Source organism: Pseudomonas sp. PDM30, from assembly GCF_019218985.1.
Classification (GTDB): domain Bacteria; phylum Pseudomonadota; class Gammaproteobacteria; order Pseudomonadales; family Pseudomonadaceae; genus Aquipseudomonas; species Aquipseudomonas jessenii.
The window spans coordinates 37297-55927 of record NZ_JAHUWM010000002.1; the positions used below are offsets into that span (position 1 = coordinate 37297).

General features: G+C 60.4%; 19 protein-coding genes. 10 read left to right on the top strand and 9 right to left on the bottom strand.

Going from position 1 to position 18631, the window contains the following annotated elements:
- Nucleotides 1-320: 320 nt before the first annotated feature.
- On the bottom strand, nt 321-3125 hold the full coding sequence (gene polA / locus KW840_RS04160) for a DNA polymerase I (protein ID WP_218494525.1): 2805 nt from the start codon (nt 3123-3125) through the stop codon (nt 321-323).
- A 74-nt stretch (nt 3126-3199) separates the two neighbouring features.
- Here polA and KW840_RS04165 point away from each other — a divergent pair, with 74 nt between their 5' ends.
- Entirely contained in the window at nt 3200-3487 is a 288-nt protein-coding gene (locus tag KW840_RS04165) for a DUF2782 domain-containing protein (protein WP_057712597.1), read from the top strand.
- Between the two features lie 60 nt (nt 3488-3547).
- Entirely contained in the window at nt 3548-4498 is a 951-nt protein-coding gene (locus tag KW840_RS04170) for a homoserine kinase (RefSeq protein WP_007969797.1), read from the top strand.
- Between the two features lie 114 nt (nt 4499-4612).
- Here the strand turns inward: KW840_RS04170 and znuA are convergent, their stop codons facing one another.
- Entirely contained in the window at nt 4613-5533 is a 921-nt protein-coding gene (gene znuA / locus KW840_RS04175) for a zinc ABC transporter substrate-binding protein ZnuA (protein WP_218494526.1), read from the bottom strand.
- 66 nt (nt 5534-5599) lie between these two features.
- Between znuA and zur the strand changes: the two genes are divergently transcribed.
- Genes zur through KW840_RS04195 form a run of 4 tightly spaced genes read left to right on the top strand, consistent with a single transcriptional unit; the run spans nt 5600 to nt 8402 of the window.
- Complete coding sequence (gene zur, locus KW840_RS04180; protein WP_008045818.1) at nt 5600-6082, top strand: zinc uptake transcriptional repressor Zur; 483 nt, start codon at nt 5600-5602, stop codon at nt 6080-6082.
- Complete coding sequence (znuC, locus tag KW840_RS04185; RefSeq protein WP_007989407.1) at nt 6082-6867, top strand: zinc ABC transporter ATP-binding protein ZnuC; 786 nt, start codon at nt 6082-6084, stop codon at nt 6865-6867. The genes zur and znuC overlap by 1 nt, the downstream gene beginning before the upstream one ends.
- Nucleotides 6860-7648, top strand: a complete 789-nt coding sequence (gene znuB, locus KW840_RS04190; RefSeq protein WP_057712600.1) for a zinc ABC transporter permease subunit ZnuB — start codon at nt 6860-6862, stop codon at nt 7646-7648. The genes znuC and znuB overlap by 8 nt, the downstream gene beginning before the upstream one ends.
- 37 nt (nt 7649-7685) lie before the next feature.
- Nucleotides 7686-8402 carry a PA5502 family lipoprotein gene (locus tag KW840_RS04195; protein ID WP_218494527.1) on the top strand — a complete coding sequence of 239 codons (717 nt, stop codon included), beginning with the start codon at nt 7686-7688 and terminating at the stop codon, nt 8400-8402.
- 122 nt (nt 8403-8524) lie between these two features.
- Here the strand turns inward: KW840_RS04195 and katE are convergent, their stop codons facing one another.
- Nucleotides 8525-10663: a catalase HPII gene (gene katE / locus KW840_RS04200; RefSeq protein ID WP_218494528.1), complete on the bottom strand. Its 2139-nt coding sequence runs from the start codon at nt 10661-10663 to the stop codon at nt 8525-8527.
- 210 nt (nt 10664-10873) lie between these two features.
- On the opposite strand from katE, the gene KW840_RS04205 reads away from it, so the two are divergent.
- Genes KW840_RS04205 through KW840_RS04215 form a run of 3 tightly spaced genes read left to right on the top strand, consistent with a single transcriptional unit; the run spans nt 10874 to nt 13386 of the window.
- Nucleotides 10874-11881: a methionine ABC transporter ATP-binding protein gene (locus tag KW840_RS04205; RefSeq protein WP_057712602.1), complete on the top strand. Its 1008-nt coding sequence runs from the start codon at nt 10874-10876 to the stop codon at nt 11879-11881.
- The gene (locus KW840_RS04210) at nt 11881-12555 is read left to right on the top strand and encodes a methionine ABC transporter permease (protein WP_218494529.1); all 675 of its coding nucleotides are present in this window, start codon (nt 11881-11883) and stop codon (nt 12553-12555) included. Before KW840_RS04205 ends, KW840_RS04210 begins: the two co-directional genes overlap by 1 nt.
- Before the next feature lie 60 nt (nt 12556-12615).
- Entirely contained in the window at nt 12616-13386 is a 771-nt protein-coding gene (locus KW840_RS04215; RefSeq protein WP_218494530.1) for a MetQ/NlpA family ABC transporter substrate-binding protein, read from the top strand.
- A 174-nt stretch (nt 13387-13560) separates the two neighbouring features.
- Here KW840_RS04215 and KW840_RS04220 read toward each other — a convergent pair whose 3' ends face one another.
- From KW840_RS04220 to KW840_RS04240, 5 genes are read right to left on the bottom strand one after another with little or no spacing between them, the layout of a single operon-like run.
- A complete protein-coding gene (locus tag KW840_RS04220; RefSeq protein ID WP_057712605.1) occupies nt 13561-14196 on the bottom strand; it encodes an SCO family protein in 636 nt (211 codons plus the stop codon).
- The gene (gene cyoE, locus KW840_RS04225; protein ID WP_008045805.1) at nt 14193-15092 is read right to left on the bottom strand and encodes a heme o synthase; all 900 of its coding nucleotides are present in this window, start codon (nt 15090-15092) and stop codon (nt 14193-14195) included. The genes KW840_RS04220 and cyoE overlap by 4 nt, the downstream gene beginning before the upstream one ends.
- Nucleotides 15080-16150, bottom strand: a complete 1071-nt coding sequence (locus KW840_RS04230; protein ID WP_150812643.1) for a heme A synthase — start codon at nt 16148-16150, stop codon at nt 15080-15082. The genes cyoE and KW840_RS04230 overlap by 13 nt, the downstream gene beginning before the upstream one ends.
- Before the next feature lie 10 nt (nt 16151-16160).
- Nucleotides 16161-16754, bottom strand: a complete 594-nt coding sequence (locus KW840_RS04235; RefSeq protein ID WP_090457722.1) for a hypothetical protein — start codon at nt 16752-16754, stop codon at nt 16161-16163.
- Nucleotides 16720-17460: an SURF1 family protein gene (locus KW840_RS04240; protein WP_218494531.1), complete on the bottom strand. Its 741-nt coding sequence runs from the start codon at nt 17458-17460 to the stop codon at nt 16720-16722. The genes KW840_RS04235 and KW840_RS04240 overlap by 35 nt, the downstream gene beginning before the upstream one ends.
- A gap of 71 nt (nt 17461-17531) precedes the next feature.
- Between KW840_RS04240 and KW840_RS04245 the strand changes: the two genes are divergently transcribed.
- Complete coding sequence (locus KW840_RS04245) at nt 17532-17735, top strand: twin transmembrane helix small protein (protein WP_057712609.1); 204 nt, start codon at nt 17532-17534, stop codon at nt 17733-17735.
- Between the two features lie 8 nt (nt 17736-17743).
- Here KW840_RS04245 and KW840_RS04250 read toward each other — a convergent pair whose 3' ends face one another.
- Nucleotides 17744-18631 (bottom strand): cytochrome c oxidase subunit 3, encoded by an 888-nt coding sequence (locus tag KW840_RS04250; protein ID WP_057712610.1) that lies wholly within the window; start codon nt 18629-18631, stop codon nt 17744-17746.

Here is an 18631-nt window from a genome sequence, read left to right on the forward strand (position 1 = left end):
GCCTTGCCTGAGCGCATCACAGACAGTTTTTCTCGGGGCAAAAAAAACCCCGGGCTTCATATGGGGAGGGAGAAGTTCCGGGGTTGAAGCTCTAGACCGCTAGGGCGGGGTCCAGATATCTGCCAACACTTAACACAACATAGGAGCATCGAAGGGCTTCACCAGCCATTCAGTAACTCTGAGTGGTGGTGCGCAAGATTAGTTCAGATTTTTTTCAGATAGCTTTGAAATTACTCTGATAGCCCTCCGAACCAAGCTATTTTTTTGCGCCCTTCTGCCGCGGCACTATGCCGCAGCAGAGCTCGCTCCTACAAGAAGGCTCAGTGAGCCTCATCCCAGTTATTTCCAACACCCACTTCGACCAGCAACGGCACATCCAGCTTCGCCGCTTCGCTCATGTGTACGCGAATTTCATCGCGAACCTGGTCGACCAGGTCTTCACGCACCTCGAGCACCAGTTCATCGTGCACCTGCAAGATGACTTTGGCGTCGAGGCCCGACGCGGTCAGCCAGTTATCCACCGCGACCATGGCTTTCTTGATGATGTCCGCAGCGGTGCCTTGCATCGGTGCGTTGATTGCCGTGCGTTCGGCAGCGGCGCGCTCTTGCGGCTTGTTGGAGTTGATGTCCGGCAGGTACAGGCGACGGCCGAAGAACGTCTCGACATAACCTTGCTCGGCGGCCTGGGCACGCGTGCGGTCCATGTACTGGCGAACGCCGGGGTACCGGGCGAAGTAGGTATCGATGTAGGCCTTGGCGGTCTTGGTGTCCACGCCGATGTCCTTGCCGAGCTTCTGCGCCCCCATGCCGTAGATCAGGCCGAAATTGATCGCCTTGGCACTGCGGCGCTGGTCGGAGGTCACTTCGGCCAGTTCGACCTTGAACACTTCGGCGGCGGTAGCGGTGTGTACGTCCAGATTGTGGCGGAAGGCGTTCATCAGCCCTTCATCCCGGGACAGGTGCGCCATGATCCGCAGTTCGATCTGCGAATAGTCCGCAGCCAGCAGCTTGTAACCGACCGGGGCCACGAAGGCCTGGCGGATGCGACGCCCTTCGGCGGTGCGCACCGGGATGTTCTGCAGGTTCGGATCGCTGGAGGACAGCCGCCCGGTGGACGCCACCGCCTGATGATACGAGGTATGGATCCGCCCGGTACGCGGGTTGATCTGCTCCGGCAGACGGTCGGTATAGGTGCTTTTCAGCTTGCTCATGGAGCGATATTCCATGAGCACTTTCGGCAATCGATAGTCGTCTTCTGCCAGTTTGGCCAGCACTTCTTCGGCGGTTGATGGCTGGCCCTTGGCGGTTTTCTTCAGTACCGGCAGGCCGAGCTTCTCGTATAGGATCACGCCAAGTTGCTTGGGCGAACCGAGGTTGAATTCCTCGCCGGCAATCTCGAAGGCTTCACGCTCCAGCGCCACCATCTTGTCGCCCAGTTCGATGCTTTGCACGCCCAGCAAGGCGGCGTCGACCAATGCGCCCTGGCGCTCGATACGCGCCAATACCGGCACCAACGGGATTTCGATGTCGGTCAGCACACTGGCCAGGCTCGGAATAGCCGAGAGTTTTTCGAACAAGGTCTGGTGCAGACGCAAGGTGATATCCGCATCTTCGGCGGCGTAAGGCCCGGCCTGCTCCAGGGCGATCTGATCGAACGTCAGCTGTTTCACGCCTTTGCCGGCGATGTCCTGGAAACTGACCGTGGTGTGGTCCAGATACTTCTGCGCCAGGCTGTCCATGTCATGGCGGGTGGCCGTGGAGTTGAGCACATAGGACTCAAGCATGGTGTCGAAGGCGATGCCGCGGACGGTAATACCGTTGTCCTGATCGCCGCCGATGGCGCAGTTGGCCAGGATGTTCATGTCGAACTTGGCGTGTTGGCCGACCTTGAGCTTGTTCGGATCTTCCAGAATCGGCTTGAGCGCGCGCAGGACCGTGTCACGATCCAGCTGCTGTGGCACGCCGATGTAGGAATGAGTCAACGGGATGTAGGCCGCTTCGTTAGCCTGAACCGCGAACGACAGGCCCACCAGTTGCGCCTGCTGCGCATCGATGCCGGTGGTTTCGGTGTCGAAGGCAAACAGTCTGGCGTTGTTCAGTTTTTCCAGCCAGGCATCGAACCGCGCTTGATCGAGGATGGTTTCATAGGCGGCTTCAGCAGCGACGACCGGTGCTTCGGCCTCTGGTTCGCTGAACAGATCGGCGGCCGGTGCTGGCTCGGTAGCAGCGCTCAGTTCCAGGCGTTTGGCGTCGCGATCAAGGTCGTTCAGCCAGCTCTTGAACTCCAGCAGGGAGTACAACTCGTAGAGTTTCGCAGGATCTTCCGCGCCCATTTTCAGGTCGTCGAGGCCAACGTCCAGTGGCACGTCAACCTTGATGGTCGCCAGCTGATAGGACAGGAAGGCCATTTCCTTGTGCTCTTCGAGCTTGGCCGGCAGGGTCTTGGCGCCGCGAATCGGCAGGGTCGGCACGATGTCGAGTTGCGCATAGAGCTCGGTCAGACCGCCGTTCACACCGACCAGCAGGCCGGAAGCCGTCTTCGGACCGATGCCTGGAACACCCGGAATGTTGTCGGAAGAATCGCCCATGAGCGCCAGATAATCGATGATCTGCTCCGGAGCGACGCCGAATTTCTCCTTCACGCCCTCCACGTCCATGCTGCTACCGGTCATGGTGTTGACCAAGGTAATGTGACCGTCGACCAGTTGCGCCATGTCCTTGTCACCGGTGGAGATGATCACCGGACGATCCGCCGCCGCGCTGCTGCGGGCCAGGGTGCCGATCACGTCATCGGCCTCGACGCCTTCGACGCACAGCAGCGGGAAGCCCAGGGCGATCACGCTCTGGTGCAGCGGCTCGATCTGCACGCGCATATCGTCGGGCATGCTCGGACGGTTGGCCTTGTACTCGGCGAACATCTCATCGCGAAAAGTCCCACCCTTGGCGTCGAACACCACGGCGAACGGACTGTCCGGATATTGCTTGCGCAGGCTCTTGAGCATGTTCAGCACGCCCTTGACCGCGCCGGTCGGCAGGCCTTTGGACGTGGTCAGCGGTGGCAGCGCGTGAAAGGCGCGGTACAGGTAAGAAGAACCGTCCACCAGGACGAGGGGGGCTTGGCTCATGAGCAGGATCAACCTTTTCGGCGGGTCCGGCGCTAGAATAGCGGGACCGTTGACGACAAAGGGACAAGGTTATCATGCGCACACTAAATCGCCTGTTGCTGGCTGGCTTGTTTGCAATCGCACCATCGGCCGTGATGGCGGCGGACGATGCGCCATCGGCGGACCCGGATGTCACCATTCGCACGGAAGGGGATAAACTCATTCAGGAATACCGGCAAAACGGCTTTTTGTACGCCATCAAGGTCACCCCAAAGGTTGGCAAACCGTATTTCCTGGTGCGCGCGGATGGCTCGGAGGGAAACTTCGTCCGTTCCGACTACCCGGATATGCTGATTCCGGCGTGGGAAATTTTTAAGTGGTAAGTCGTCCTTAACTTTAATCGGCGCCGGCTCAACAGCGGCGCCCGTACTGGCAGTTTAAACATGTCTGTGTTCACCCCCCTGGCTCGGCCCGAGCTGGAAGCTTTTCTCGCCCCTTATGGCCTCGGCCGCCTGCTTGATTTCCAGGGGATTGCCGCCGGTAGCGAAAACACCAACTTCTTTATCAGCCTGGAGCAGGGCGAGTTTGTCCTGACCTTGGTCGAGCGCGGCCCGGTTCAGGAGATGCCGTTCTTCATCGAACTGCTCGACGTACTGCACGGCGCCGACCTGCCGGTGCCTTACGCCTTGCGCACCACAGACGGTGTGGCCTTGCGCGAACTGGCGGGCAAACCTGCGTTGCTGCAACCGCGCCTGGCCGGCAAGCACATCAAGCAAGCCAACGCGCAACATTGCGCGCAGGTGGGTGAATTGCTCGGCCATCTGCACCTGGCGACCCAGGCCAATATGATCAAGCGCAAAACCGATCGCGGCCTGGACTGGATGCTGGAGGAGGGCACACAGTTTTTGTCGCACCTCGATGCCGAACAGAAAGACCTGCTGCAACGGGCGCTGGAAGAAATCACCCGGCAGAAGGAAAAAATCCTGGCACTGCCGCGGGCGAACATTCACGCCGACCTGTTCCGCGACAACGCGATGTTCGAAGGCACGCACCTGACCGGGCTGATCGACTTCTACAACGCCTGCTCCGGGCCGATGCTCTACGACGTGGCGATTGCCTTGAACGACTGGTGCTCGGACGACGATGGCGTAATCGATGGACCGCGAGCGCGGGCCTTGCTGGGCGCTTACGCGGCCTTGCGACCGTTCACCGCCGCTGAAGCCGAGTTGTGGCCGACCATGCTGCGGGTGGCTTGCGTACGGTTCTGGTTGTCACGCCTGATCGCGGCGGAGTCGTTTGCCGGACAGGATGTGTTGATTCACGATCCGATGGAGTTCCAGTTGCGCCTGGCGCAGCGGCAGACGGTCAATACGCCGTTGCCTTTCGCCCTTTAAAGGCTTTGACCTGTGGGAGCGAGCTTGCTCGCGATAGCGGCAGGTCAGTCAACATTGATGTTGATGTAATGCCGCCTTCGCGAGCAAGCTCGCTCCCACAGGGTCTGGTGTCGGTTACAACGACTCCAGGCACCCCGCCAGATCATTCCCCAATTTCTCCAACACCTGCTCATAGCCCTGGGCCGTCGCCGGCGTGTACCCGCCCAGCGCATCCAGTTCAGCCAGTTTCACCGGCAAACCCGCCACCAGTGTTTCCGCCAGACGGGGCCGCAGCGGCGGTTCGCTGAACACGCAGGTCTTGCCGACTTCCTGCAATCGCGCGCGCATCGCCGCGACATGCTGGGCACCGGGTTGCACTTCGGCCGCGACGCTGAACACACCCACGTGCTTGAGGCCGTAGGCGTCTTCGAAGTAGTCGAAGGCTTCGTGGAAAACGAAGTAGGGCTTGCCCTGAACCTCGGCCAGGCGCTTCTTCAGGCGCGCATCCAGTGCATCGAGACGCTCGTCGAAGGCTTTCAGATTGCTCTGATAGCGCGCGGCATTTGCAGGATCGGCGGCACTCAGATCAGCCGCCATTTTCGTGGCGATGACCCGGGCGTTGACCGGCGACAGCCACAAGTGCGCATCCAGGCTGCCCGGACGGTGATCGTGGTCGTGTTCGTCGGCTTCTTCAGCGTGGGAGTGGTTATCTTCGGCAAAGTGACGCAGTTTCATGCCCGGCAAATCCTGCACGGCGACGTTGGGCAACGTACGGCCATTGAGCACACGTGGCAGGAAGCCCTCCATGTCCGGGCCGATCCAGTACAGCAGGTCCACCGATTGCACCTTGCGTACGTCGGAAGGGCGCAACGCATAGTTATGCGGTGAGGCACCCGGTGGCAGCAAAACCTCGGGGATCGCCACGCCATCCTGCACCGCCGCGGCGATCAGTTGCAGAGGCTTGATGCTGGTAAGGACCTTGACCTCGGCCTGCGCCGAACCGATCAGCAGAAAACTTGCGATAAATGCGACAAAAACAGAAAAAAGTCGGGACACGATGACCACTCGAAGAGGCGAGAACGGGTAACATAATAACGTCTCTCACAAACCTCGTCGCCGCTCATGCTAAAAACACCGATCGCCAGCCGTCCCCACGACCACTCACATTGCGTTCACAGCGCTTTGTCCGAGGCCGATGCCCTGTGCGCACGTCAAGGTCTGCGCCTGACCGCGTTGCGCCGGCGAGTGCTGGAGCTGGTGTGGCAAAGCCACAAGCCTTTGGGTGCCTACGACATTCTCGCGGTCCTCAGCGAACAGGACGGTCGTCGCGCCGCACCGCCGACGGTGTACCGCGCGCTGGATTTCCTGCTGGAAAACGGCCTGGTCCATCGGATTTCCTCGCTCAACGCCTTCATCGGCTGCAACCACCCGGAACATGCTCACCAGGGTCAGTTCCTGATCTGCCGTGTGTGCCACGCCGCGATCGAACTTGAGCAAAAATCCATCAGCGACGCGATCATCGCCAGCGCCAGGGATGTCGGGTTTGTCGTCGAAGGCCAGACCGTTGAAGTGGTCGGTCTCTGCTCCGGTTGCCAGGGGGCTTGATGAGCAACGCGCTGATCCGTCTTGAGCAGGTTGCCGTCACGTTCGCCGGGCAACCGGTGCTGGACAACATCGAACTGAGCGTCGAGCCGGGGCAGATCGTTACCCTGATCGGCCCCAACGGCGCAGGCAAAACCACCCTGGTGCGTGCCGTGCTCGGCCTGTTGAAACCGGACAGCGGCAGCGTCTGGCGCAAGCCGAAACTGCGGGTCGGTTACATGCCGCAAAAACTCCATGTCGATCCGACCCTCCCGCTGTCGGTCCTGCGTTTCCTGCGCCTGGTACCGGGGGTGGACCGTGCGATGGCCTTGGCTGCACTCAAGGAAGTCGGCGCCGAACAGGTGATCGACAGCCCGGTGCAAAGCGTTTCCGGTGGCGAAATGCAACGTGTGTTACTGGCCCGTGCCTTGTTGCGCGAACCGGAACTGCTGGTACTCGACGAACCGGTACAGGGCGTCGACGTGGCCGGCCAGGCCGAGCTGTACAGCCTGATCACCCGCCTGCGTGACCGTCATGGTTGCGGTGTGCTGATGGTCTCCCACGATTTGCATCTGGTGATGAGCACCACGGACCAGGTGGTTTGCCTCAATCGTCACGTATGCTGTTCCGGCCATCCCGAGCAGGTCAGCGGCGATCCGGCTTTCGTCGAGCTGTTCGGAAAGAACGCACAAAGCCTGGCGATTTATCACCACCATCACGACCACGCCCACGACTTGCATGGCTCGGTGGTCAAGGCGCCCGCGTCGGGCCAACCCCATGTTCACGGAGATAGCTGCAAGCATGGCTGATTTTCTGCTCTACGCCCTGCTTGCAGGCCTGGCCCTGGCCGTCGTCGCAGGCCCGCTGGGGTCTTTCGTGGTCTGGCGGCGCATGGCCTATTTCGGCGACACCCTGTCCCACGCGGCATTGCTCGGCGTGGCCCTGGGCTTTTTGCTGGATGTCAGCCCGACCGTTGCCGTCACTGTTGGCTGCTTGCTGTTGGCGGTGATGCTGGTGACGTTGCAACAACGCCAGCCGCTGGCATCCGACACACTTTTGGGAATTCTCGCACCCAGCACGCTCTCTCTGGGCCTGGTGGTACTAAGCTTCATGCACGAAGTGCGGATCGACCTGATGGCCTATCTGTTCGGTGACCTGCTGGCGATCAGCCCGACCGATCTGGCCTGGATTCTTGGCGGCAGCGCGGCGGTACTGGTCTTGCTGGTTACGTTGTGGCGCCCATTGCTGGCGATCACGGTGCATGAAGAACTGGCCAGGGTCGAAGGTTTGCCCGTGGCGGGATTGCGCCTGGCGTTAATGCTGTTGATCGCCGTGGTAATTGCCGTGGCGATGAAAATCGTCGGCGTGTTGCTGATCACTTCGTTGCTGATCATCCCGGCGGCGGCGGCACAACGTCATGCTCGCTCGCCGGAACAGATGGCACTGGGCGCGAGCCTGCTGGGCATACTCGCCGTGTGTGGCGGGCTGGCGCTGTCCTGGTTCAAGGACACCCCGGCTGGCCCGTCGATTGTGGTGACGGCCGCCGCGCTATTTCTGCTGAGTTTTGTTCTGCCCCGTCGAGGGGTGTAGACTTGCTCGTTTTTTGCGCAAATAGAGAGTCGCAGGAATGAAGTCGTTCGCCTCCCGTTATCTGCTCCTTGTCGCATTTTCTTTGCTGCTGGGCGCCTGCCAAAGCACGCCACCGGCGGCCACCGAAGCCGCCGATGCGCGGGCCGCGGCCATCGTACAACTGGAACAAAACATCGCCAGCGATGAACTGGCCATCGCCGAAGACCAATTGGCAGCCTTGCAGGCCGAATCGCCCAACGATACTTCCCTTGAGCAATACCAGCGGCAGCTGGCCGAAGCCTATCTGCGCCGCAGCCAGATCGTGCTGCAAAAGGGTGACGTGGATGCCGCAGCAACTGCCCTGAGCCGTGCCCGCGCGTTGATGCCCAAGGCTCCGGCACTGACCGGCGGAGTCAACGGCTCGATTGCCCAGGCGCGCAAGGCCGAACTGGAAAGAGCCGAAGCCGCCCTCAAGGCTGCCGAAGCCAAGCCAAAAGCCAAGGTTATCGACCTGACGGCTGAAAGCACCACGGTCGTGCTCAATATCAACGATATGGGCAAACTGCGTCGCCAACTGGATGCCATTGCCGCCGATGTGGTGAATTTTCAGTGCGACGTGAGCATTCAGGCTCCACGCACTAATGATTACCCTTGGCTGGCCAACTTGCTGACCAAACGGGTAAAGAAACTCGATCCTGAGTTTGATCTGAAGCTGGAGCGGCAGATTTTGCGCAGTGTCCCGGCGCAGATGGTTCTAACACCTCGTAAATCTTAAAAGCATCGCGAGCAAGCTCGCTCCCACAGGGTTTCGGGTTGCCCACACATTTTGTGACCAACACTTCTCTACTGTAGGAGCGAGCTTGCTCGCGATGGCGGTCTCCCTGGCTCCGCAGATCTTCAGGCCGGAATCGCCTTGGCCTTCGCCTCCCTGTCCCAAACCCGATGCTGCCCGATCGCGGCCAAAAACGGTTTGATCAATTTCGCATCCGCACCCACGATCAATCCCGCATCAGCCTCCAGTTTCAACACATCCAGCAACTGCTTCGCCTCGCCCTGCAAGGCAATAGCCTTCAGATGCTTGTATGCCTCCAGCAAGTAATGCAGCGCCACCCCGTCAGTGCTCAACCCCTTGATCGACGCGGCTCCGCCCGGCACGTACACCGCATCGAACACCACTGACGGCGAACCCTCCATCGAAGCATCGACAGCCAGGGTTTTGCCATCAGCCGTTTTCACTGGCGCCGAACTCGGCCCTAACAGTTTCGCGTGGGCGCCCTCTGCTTCCAGCGCTTTCTTCATTGCAGCGATCGAAGCGACATCAACGCCGTTTGCCACCAAAAACGCGACTTTTCGCGTCTTGATGGTTTCCGGCAACAGATTGGCCTGGCTCAGTGCAGGTGAATGATCCAGTGAAGTTTTGCGCACCTCGATGGTTCCTCGACTGGGCGCAGGCAATCCAAGGTTCTGCGCCACGCGCCTGGCCAACTCCAGATCGATATTGGCGAGGATTTCGTTCACTTCCCGGACGCGGATCGCTTCGCGCTCAACCTTGCCCAACTCAAAGCTATAGGCCGAGATGATGTGCTCCCGCTCATGCTTACTCATGCTGTGGAAAAACAAGCGAGCCTGGGAGAAGTGGTCCGCGAACGACTCGCTGCGCTGGCGAATCTTGTTGGCGTCGATGCGTTCCGGGTAGCTATCGAACCCGCCGTCCTGAGCGGAGGCCGGCGTTTCCTTCGGCCAGCCGCCATCAATGGAGTTCGGCTCATAGGAGGCACGTCCCTTGTCGATAGTGGTGCGGTGCTGCGCATCCCGCTGGCCATTGTGGAAGGGTGACACCGGACGGTTGATCGGGATCTCGTGAAAGTTCGGCCCACCAAGTCGGCTGATTTGCGTGTCAGTGTAGGAAAACAATCGACCTTGCAGCAGAGGGTCGTTGGAAAAGTCGATCCCCGGGACGATATGCCCGGGGCAGAAGGCAACCTGCTCGGTTTCGGCGAAGAAGTTGTCCGGGTTGCGGTTCAGCACCATCTTGCCCAGCGGCGTGATAGGGACCAATTCTTCGGGGATCAGCTTGGTGGGGTCGAGAATGTCGAAATCGAAGGCATGTTCGTTCTCTTCTTCGATGATCTGCACGCCCAACTCCCACTCCGGGTAGTCGCCGATCTCGATCGACTCCCACAGATCACGACGGTGGTAGTCGGCATCTTTTCCCGCAAGCTTCTGCGCTTCGTCCCACACCAACGAGCAAGTGCCGGCCGTGGGTCGCCAGTGGAATTTGACGAACCGCGATTTTCCTTCGGCGTTGATCAGGCGGAAGGTATGCACGCCGAAGCCCTGCATGCTGCGCAGGCTTTTCGGGATCGCCCGGTCGGACATCGCCCACATCACCATATGCGCCGACTCCGGCACCAGCGAGACAAAGTCCCAGAAGGTGTCATGGGCCGAGCCCCCGGTAGGGATTTCGTTGTGTGGCTCGGGTTTGACCGCGTGCACGAAGTCAGGAAACTTGATGGCGTCCTGAATGAAGAACACCGGCATGTTGTTGCCCACCAGGTCGAAATTGCCTTCGTCGGTGAAGAACTTCACGGCGAAACCTCGCACGTCGCGCACGGTATCGCCGGACCCTCGCGGCCCCTGTACCGTGGAAAAGCGCACGAAGACCGGGGTTTTCTTCGCCGGATCCTGCAGGAAACCGGCCTTGGTCAGCACAGAGTGACTTTCATAACTCTGGAAATAACCATGGGCACCGGTCCCGCGAGCGTGAACGATACGCTCCGGGATCCGCTCGTGATCAAAATGCGTGATCTTTTCACGCATGATGAAATCTTCCAGCAAAGACGGCCCGCGGGCCCCGGCCTTCAGGGTGTTCTGGTTGTCCGCCACTTTTACGCCCTGGTTGGTGCGCAAGGCTTGCTCAGTGGCATCGGAGCGAAATGTTTCCAGGCTGTCGAGCTTGGCGTTGGTGTTGTGGCGGTCCGGGGTATCGGACCCGGCCAGGGCACTCCGGGTGGCGGCAGGCTTCTTGGTACTCATCAGGCGTGAACTCCTCAGGCGTATTCCAGTGGCCTAAGTAGTGACTGACGTGCTTCTTCAGCCGTTCCTTTTTTCTGACCTTTGATCGCGTTATTGCCAAATGACAGGACAAATACGAAATAAATGCTAAGAACCTCTATACGGACAGGCTAAAATGCGCGCCCGGCTAACCGCTGATCCTTTTCTAACGCGCCCCACAAGGTTCGCTACGTGATCGAGTTTCAAAACGTCCATAAAACCTACCGCGTCGCCGGTAAGGAAATCCCCGCCCTGCATCCGACCAGTCTGACGATTGAGAACGGGCAGGTTTACGGCTTGATCGGTCATTCCGGCGCAGGAAAAAGCACCCTGCTGCGTCTGATCAATCGCCTGGAAAACGCCAGTGGCGGCAAAATCACCGTCGACGGTGAAGAAGTCACTGCACTCGACGCCAACGGCCTGCGCCGCTTCCGTCAGCAGGTCGGGATGATTTTCCAGCACTTCAACCTGCTGGCCTCCAAGACTGTCGCCGACAACGTCGCGCTGCCTCTGACCCTGGCCGGCGAATTGTCGCGCAGCGAGATCGATTCGCGCGTGGCCGAGTTGCTGGCGCGGGTCGGCTTGTCCGACCACGCGAAAAAGTACCCGGCGCAATTGTCCGGCGGGCAGAAGCAGCGTGTCGGCATTGCCCGTGCACTGGCGACCAAGCCAAAAATCCTGCTGTGCGACGAAGCCACCAGCGCCCTCGACCCGCAAACCACCGCATCGGTCCTGCAATTGCTGGCCGAGATCAATCGCGAGCTGAAACTGACCATCGTGTTGATCACCCACGAGATGGACGTGATCCGCCGGGTCTGCGACCAGGTAGCCGTGATGGACGCCGGCGTGATCGTCGAGCAAGGCTCGGTGGCCGAAGTGTTCCTGCATCCGAAGCACCCGACCACCAAGCGCTTCGTGCAGGAAGACGAGCAGATCGACGAAAGCGAACAGCGTGACGACTTCGCTCACGTGCCAGGCCGCATCGTGCGTCTGACCTTCCAGGGCGACGCAACCTACGCGCCGTTGCTGGGCACCGTCGCCCGGGAAACCGGCGTGGACTACAGCATCCTGGCCGGTCGCATCGACCGCATCAAAGACATCCCCTACGGGCAACTGACCCTGGCCGTGACCGGCGGCGACATGGAAGCAGCCTTCGCCCGCTTCACCGCAGCCGACGTCCACATGGAGGTGCTGCGCTAATGGAAGCCCTGACAAGTTTCTTCGCCAATATCGACTGGTTCGAAATCTGGCTGGCCACCGGTGACACCTTGCTGATGCTGGGTGGTTCGCTGTTGTTCACCGTACTGCTTGGCCTGCCGCTGGGTGTGCTGCTGTTCCTGTGCAGCCCGCGCCAGTTGCTGGAAGCCAAAGGCATCTACGCGATGTTGTCGCTGGTGGTGAACATCCTGCGCTCGCTGCCGTTCATCATCCTGCTGATCGTGATGATTCCGTTCACCGTGTTGATCACCGGTACCTCCCTTGGTGTCGCCGGTGCAATTCCGCCGCTGGTAGTGGGTGCCACGCCGTTTTTCGCGCGTCTGGTGGAAACCGCCCTGCGTGAAGTGGATCGCGGCATCATCGAAGCGACCCAGGCCATGGGCGCGACTACACGACAGATCATCACCAATGCCTTGCTGCCTGAGGCTCGTCCGGGCATCTTCGCGGCGATTACGGTGACCGCCATTACACTGGTGTCCTACACGGCGATGGCCGGAGTCGTTGGCGCTGGTGGTCTGGGTGACCTGGCGATCCGTTTCGGTTACCAGCGTTTCCAGACCGATGTGATGGTGGTGACAGTGGTGTTGCTGCTGGTACTGGTCCAGATACTGCAAACCGTTGGCGACAAATTGGTCGTCCACTTTTCCCGTAAGTAAGACATGAGCCGGCCATTCGCTGGCAGGCGCCAAACGGGCGCCTCACATGGAGTTAGCTGAATGAAAAAACTACTCGTGGCCTTCGCGGCCGTTGCGGCATTCTCTGCCCACGCTGAAACCCTGACCGTCGCGGCCACTCCGGTTCCGCACGCCGAGATCCTCGAATTCGTGAAGCCGGCCCTGGCCAAAGAAGGCGTGGACCTGAAGGTCAAGGTATTTACCGACTACATCCAGCCGAACGTGCAGGTCGCGGAAAAACGCCTGGACGCCAACTTCTTCCAGCACCAGCCGTACCTGGATGAGTTCAACAAGGCCAAGGGCATCCATCTGGTTTCTGTGGCTGGCGTGCATCTGGAGCCCCTGGGCGCTTACTCCAGCAAGTACAAGACCATCGCTGAACTGCCTGGCGGTGCCAACGTGGTCATCCCGAACGACGCTACCAACGGCGGCCGTGCGCTGTTGCTGATGGCCAAGTCCGGCCTGATCAAGTTGAAGGATTCGAACAACATCCTGTCGACCGTCAAGGACATCACCGAGAACACCAAGGATCTGAAAATCCGCGAACTGGAAGCCGCGACCATCCCGCGCGTGCTGACTCAGGTCGACCTGGCGCTGATCAACACCAACTACGCGCTGGAAGCCAAGCTTGATCCGGCCAAGGACGCGCTGTTCATCGAAGGCAGCGACTCGCCTTACGTGAACATCCTCGTTGCCCGTCCAGACGACAAGGACACCGATGCGATGAAGAAACTGGTGGCTGCCCTACACAGCCCGGAAGTGAAGGCCTTCATTCTCGAGAAGTACAAAGGCGCAGTAGTGCCGGCGTTCTGATCGAACTGCTGCAATGCAAAAGGGGATGCCAAGTGCATCCCCTTTTTTGTGCCTGGAAATACGGCCCCAGTGGGAGCGAGCTTGCTCGCGATGGGGCCATAACATTCAACATCCAAGCTGACTGATCCACCGCCATCGCGAGCAAGCTCGCTCCCACAGGGTTTGGTGGTGTTTTCAGTTGCGCTTGAGCATCACCGGCAACTGCGCCACCAGCTTCGCATTGTTCAACGGCGCCCGAATGAACCCACGCTGCGTCCCATCCGGCCCGATCACCGCGAGGTTGCCACTGTGGTCAACGGTGTAGTTCGGCTTGCTCGTGTCAGCCGGAATGAACGGAATGCTCACCGCGTTGGCGATCGTTTGCAGTTCATCGGTCGACGCCGGGGTCAGGCCGATGAACTGCGGGTCGAAGTAGCCCAGGTACTGCTTGAGCTGCTTGGGCGTATCGCGGTTCGGGTCGACGCTGACCAGCACGATCTGCAATTTATCCACAGCCTCGGGCGGCAACTCGCTCTTTATCTGCCGCAACTGGGCGAGGGTGGTCGGGCAGATGTCCGGGCAGAAGGTGTAGCCGAAGAACAGCAGGCTCCACTTGCCTTTCAATTCATTGATCGCGACCGGCTGGCCGTCCTGATTGGTCATCATCACGTCCGGCAGATTACGGCTCTGCGGCAGCAAGATGATGCCGGCGTCGATCAGTGCCGTCGGATCGCCCTGGTTTTTCCCGGACAGCACCTTGTTGACGGTCAGGCCCAGGATCAGTGCGACCAGGGCGACAAGTATGAAGACGGTTTTCTGGGTTCGAGTCATAGGTTCAACAATAGGTAGTGGTCTACGAGCAGGGCGATAAACAGCAGGAACAAGTAGTAGATAGAGTACTTGAACGTGTTGATCGCCGCGTGCGGCCGAGTGCCACGGTACAGCACCACGGCCCATTGCAGAAACCGCGCGCCCAGCCCGAGCGCACAGACCAGGTAGAGCGTGCCGCTCATGTGGATCACATAAGGCATCAGGCTGACGGCAAGCAATGCGAAGGTATAAAGCAGGATGTGAATCTTGGTGTAGTGCTCGCCATGGGTGACCGGCAACATCGGGATGTCGGCCTTGGCGTATTCCTCCTTGCGATGGATCGCCAGCGCCCAGAAGTGCGGCGGGGTCCAGGCGAAGATGATCAGCACCAGCAGCAGCGGTTCGGCGCTGACGTGACCGGTGGCGGCGGTCCAGCCGAGCAATGGCGGCGCGGCACCGGCCAGACCACCGATGACGATGTTCTGCGGGGTCGCGCGCTTGAGGAATCCGGTGTAGACCACCGCGTAGCCGAGCAACGAGGCGAGGGTCAGCCACGCGGTCAGCGGGTTGGTGAACGCCAGCAGCATGGCTTGCCCGAGGACCGCCAATACCAGCGCGAACGTCAGCGCGGCGGTCGGCGAAACCCGGCCTTCGGCGAGCGGCCGCTTGTGGGTGCGCGCCATCACCGCGTCGATGCGCCGGTCCACCACATGATTGACCGCCGCCGCGCCACCGGCACACAGGGCGATGCCCAGGTTGCCGAAAATCAGCACCGTCCACGGCACCCCGGCGCGGGTCGCGAGGAACATCCCCACCAGCGAAGTGATGAGCATCAGCACCACGACTTTGGGCTTGGTCAGTTCCAGGTAGTCACGCCAGATCGCCTGACTGGGACGTTCGCCGATCAGAATCGCCATGGCATTTCTCCTTTTATTGTTATGGGCCCGGCTGAGTGTTTACGTGGGCTGAAGTGCCAGCGCGCTTGCTTGACCCGAACCAGACTGGTTCGGGCGTGGTAATTGACCAGCACCATGGTCAGCAACAGCGCCGCGCCGCCCGCGTTATGCGCGACGGCCACCGGCAGCGGCAGATGGAACAGCACGTTGCTGATGCCCAGGGTGATTTGTGCGCCGAGGGCGATCAGCACCAGGCCTGCCAGGCGCGTCATGCCAACCGCCTTCAGTTGCCAGGCCAGACCGAGCAATACCAGGGTGACCAGTAACGCGCCGATGCGATGAGTCAGGTGAATGGCCGTACGGGCATCGCTGTCCAGTTGCCCGCCGAGGTAGTTCGGGCCGATGTGCTGGGTCAGGTGAAAGCCGTTGGCGAAGTCCGCCGCTGGCAACCACTGGCCGTGGCAGGTCGGAAAGTCGATGCAGGCCACGGCGGCGTAATTGGAACTGACCCAGCCCCCGAGGGCGATTTGCCCGATCACCAGCAACAGCCCTGCCGTCGCCCAGTGCTGTAAACGTCGTGGCACCGTCAACGCCGGCAGTACGCCGGACAGGCGCAAGGTCAGCAGAAACAACAGGCTCAAGGTCGCGAAGCCGCCCAGCAAATGCCCGGTGACCACCTGCGGCCAGAGCTTGAGCGTTACCGTCCACATGCCGAACGCGGCCTGACCAAAAACCACCGCCAACAGGAACAACGGCAGCTTCACCGGCTGTCCGGGATGGCGGCGATGCACCCACGCACGACCCGCCAACACCGCGATTAACAGCCCCAGCGTGCCGGCGGAGTAGCGGTGGATCATCTCGTTCCAGCCCTTATGGGCCTCGACCGGAGCGTCCGGGAAATGCAATTCGGCATGGGCCAGTTGGGCTTCGCTTTTCGGCACGCTGATGAAGCCATAGCAGCCGGGCCAGTCCGGGCAGCCGAGGCCGGCGTGGGTCAGGCGGGTGTAGGCGCCGAGCAACACCACAATCAGTGCCAGCAAGGTGGCAAACAACGCGAGGCGAAATCCAGGCTTGGCCATGACGATGCCCTTATCCGATGTTCGACAGTTTCAGCAGGTGGCGCAGATCGTTGAGCAAGTCCTTGCCCTTCACCGACGGGTCGTAGCGCAGCACCAGATTGCCGTGGGGGTCGATGATCCACAGGTGCGGCACGTCATTGCTCTGAGCGCCTTTTGTGTAGGCAGGCAAGTCCAGTGAATAACGTTGCAACTGCGGGTACTCGCGTTGAAGTTTAGTCTCGTAATCGCTGTTCAGCGTCTGCGCGGTGGCCAATGCATGGCTGGCGCGGGACGCATCGCGGCCCAGGCCGATCTGGATTTGCCGCGCCAGATACACCAGTTGCTGGCAGTCCACCGCGCAATCCTTGGGCGCGGTCACCAGTATCTGCCAACGCTCTTCCTGGGCCTGCACGCCGATGTCCGCCCGGGTCTGACCGTTACCGATCAGCTCGCCGTGATAACTGCGGCCCTCGGGAACCCAGAAATTCAGCTTGTACATGCCGGTGGCAAGGATCATCGGACCGATCACCCCGAGCAGGATCAGCAGCAGTTGCATACGGCCCTTGCGCCGGTTCACCAACGGTTTCGCCTCAGACATGCTGGGTGGATTCATGGCCGCTCCCATGGTGTTTCTCCTTTGCGTTGTGCCAGCCGAGATAGAGATAAAGACCGAACAGGACGATCGCCATGGCGAACCACTGCACGGCATAAGCGATGTGTTTTTCCGGGCCCATGGCGACTACGGGCCAGTCGGCCTGGTAGATGGCGGGTCCGGTTTCGGCACGTAGTTCGTAGGCAAAGCCTTCGCGATTCAGTGCTGTCCAGAGCTTGTCTGGCTCAACGGCCGTAATCAGCTTCGGCCATGTCAACGTTGTGGGATCTGCGTGCAATTGGAACGTCGCCCCAGGGGAGACGTAGACCCACGCGTCAAGGCTTACCGCCTCGGTGGGTGTCTTGAATTGCGGTGGTGTGCGGCGCTCCGGCCAAGGCAACCAGCCGCGATTGACCAGCAGCCAAAGCCCGGTGGCCTGATCGTGAAAGGGTTGCAACAGCTCGACGCCAACCCTGCCGTTGCGCTGACTGTTATCCAGCAGCAGGCTGTGTTCGGCATCGAACCGGCCGTACAGGTGAACCCGACGGAAGGCCGGGTCTGTCGTGTGTTGCAGTTCGGTGCTGGCCATCGGCTCGGCGGCCCGCCGCTCGGTGTAGCTTTGCAGCAGCGCGCTTTTCTCCGCGCCCCGACTCAACTGCCAGAACCCCAGGGACACCAGTAGCGGCAGCAGCAGCGCCACCACCAGCGTTGGCACGATACCTGGCCGAAAGCACTTCATGGCATTGCCAGAAAATCGGTCATCGCGATAGCTATACTCAAGTACATCGCTTGTCCCCCCGGAGTCTCACCATGCTCAAAGCAGCCATCGTCCTGATGCTGATTGCCACGGTTGTCAGCCTGTTCAGCGGCCTGTTTTTTCTGGTCAAGGACGACAGCCGCTCAAACCGCCTCGTCATTGCCTTGAGTGTTCGTGTGACCCTGGCCGCCCTTACCCTTGGCTTGATTGCCTGGGGCTTTTTCAGCGGCCAGCTGGTTTCCAATGCCCCCTGGTAACTGCTGCTTTAAAGCACATAGACGAAAACAAACAGCCCGATCCACACCACATCCACGAAGTGCCAGTACCAGGTCGCCGCTTCGAAACCGAACTGGTGCTCGTTGTCGAAGTGCCCGCGCATGATCCGCATCAGCATCACGAACAGGATGATGGTGCCGATGGTGACGTGGGCGCCATGGAACCCGGTGAGCATGAAGAAGGTCGCGCCGTAGATGCCCGAGCCCAGGGTCAGGCCCAGTTCGCGGTAGGCGTGCATGTACTCTTCGGCCTGGAAGATGAGGAACGCACTGCCGAGCAATACAGTGAGCGCCAGCCAGAGTTTCAGTGCGCCGCGATGGCCCTTTTTCAAGGCATGGTGGGCGATGGTCACGGTCACGCTGGAACTGACCAGCAACACGGTATTGAGCAGCGGCAGGCCCCAGGGGCTAATGACTTCCTTGGGCGGCGGAAACAGTTTCGAGTCGGGGTTGCTCAGCAGCGGCCAGGTGAACTGGAAGTTCGGCCACAGCATATGCGCCATACCTTTGGCGCCTTCACCACCGAGCGCCGGTCCGGAGATTTGACGCACATAAAACAGCGCGCCAAAAAAGGCGATGAAGAACATCACCTCCGAGAAAATGAACCAGCTCATGCCCCAGCGGAACGAGCGATCCATCTGTGCGCTGTACAAGCCGCCGCGACTTTCCTTGATCACCGTGCCGAACCAGCCAAACAGCATGTAGGCCAGCAACAGCCCGCCGACGAAAAAGATTAGCGGCCCGTGGGATTCCGGACGCGCTGCTTTCAGATCATTGAACCAGGTGGCCAGGCCAAACACCGTGACGAACATCCCGACCGTGGCGATGATCGGCCATTTGCTCTGGGCCGGGACGTAATAATGTTCATGAGTTGCCAT

What these genes read in the sequence shown, in the direction of transcription:
- KW840_RS04240 (WP_218494531.1), bottom strand. Translation starts at nt 17,460, where the DNA reads ATGAAGTGCTTTCGGCCAGGTATCGTGCCAACGCTGGTGGTGGCGCTG.
- KW840_RS04250 (WP_057712610.1), bottom strand. Translation starts at nt 18,631, where the DNA reads ATGGCAACTCATGAACATTATTACGTCCCGGCCCAGAGCAAATGGCCG.
- KW840_RS04220 (WP_057712605.1), bottom strand. Translation starts at nt 14,196, where the DNA reads ATGACTCGAACCCAGAAAACCGTCTTCATACTTGTCGCCCTGGTCGCA.
- znuB (WP_057712600.1), top strand. Translation starts at nt 6,860, where the DNA reads ATGGCTGATTTTCTGCTCTACGCCCTGCTTGCAGGCCTGGCCCTGGCC.
- katE (WP_218494528.1), bottom strand. Translation starts at nt 10,663, where the DNA reads ATGAGTACCAAGAAGCCTGCCGCCACCCGGAGTGCCCTGGCCGGGTCC.
- KW840_RS04210 (WP_218494529.1), top strand. Translation starts at nt 11,881, where the DNA reads ATGGAAGCCCTGACAAGTTTCTTCGCCAATATCGACTGGTTCGAAATC.
- KW840_RS04195 (WP_218494527.1), top strand. Translation starts at nt 7,686, where the DNA reads ATGAAGTCGTTCGCCTCCCGTTATCTGCTCCTTGTCGCATTTTCTTTG.
- KW840_RS04165 (WP_057712597.1), top strand. Translation starts at nt 3,200, where the DNA reads ATGCGCACACTAAATCGCCTGTTGCTGGCTGGCTTGTTTGCAATCGCA.
- KW840_RS04245 (WP_057712609.1), top strand. Translation starts at nt 17,532, where the DNA reads ATGCTCAAAGCAGCCATCGTCCTGATGCTGATTGCCACGGTTGTCAGC.
- cyoE (WP_008045805.1), bottom strand. Translation starts at nt 15,092, where the DNA reads ATGGCGATTCTGATCGGCGAACGTCCCAGTCAGGCGATCTGGCGTGAC.
- KW840_RS04230 (WP_150812643.1), bottom strand. Translation starts at nt 16,150, where the DNA reads ATGGCCAAGCCTGGATTTCGCCTCGCGTTGTTTGCCACCTTGCTGGCA.
- polA (WP_218494525.1), bottom strand. Translation starts at nt 3,125, where the DNA reads ATGAGCCAAGCCCCCCTCGTCCTGGTGGACGGTTCTTCTTACCTGTAC.
- KW840_RS04170 (WP_007969797.1), top strand. Translation starts at nt 3,548, where the DNA reads ATGTCTGTGTTCACCCCCCTGGCTCGGCCCGAGCTGGAAGCTTTTCTC.
- KW840_RS04215 (WP_218494530.1), top strand. Translation starts at nt 12,616, where the DNA reads ATGAAAAAACTACTCGTGGCCTTCGCGGCCGTTGCGGCATTCTCTGCC.
- znuC (WP_007989407.1), top strand. Translation starts at nt 6,082, where the DNA reads ATGAGCAACGCGCTGATCCGTCTTGAGCAGGTTGCCGTCACGTTCGCC.
- zur (WP_008045818.1), top strand. Translation starts at nt 5,600, where the DNA reads ATGCTAAAAACACCGATCGCCAGCCGTCCCCACGACCACTCACATTGC.
- KW840_RS04235 (WP_090457722.1), bottom strand. Translation starts at nt 16,754, where the DNA reads ATGGGAGCGGCCATGAATCCACCCAGCATGTCTGAGGCGAAACCGTTG.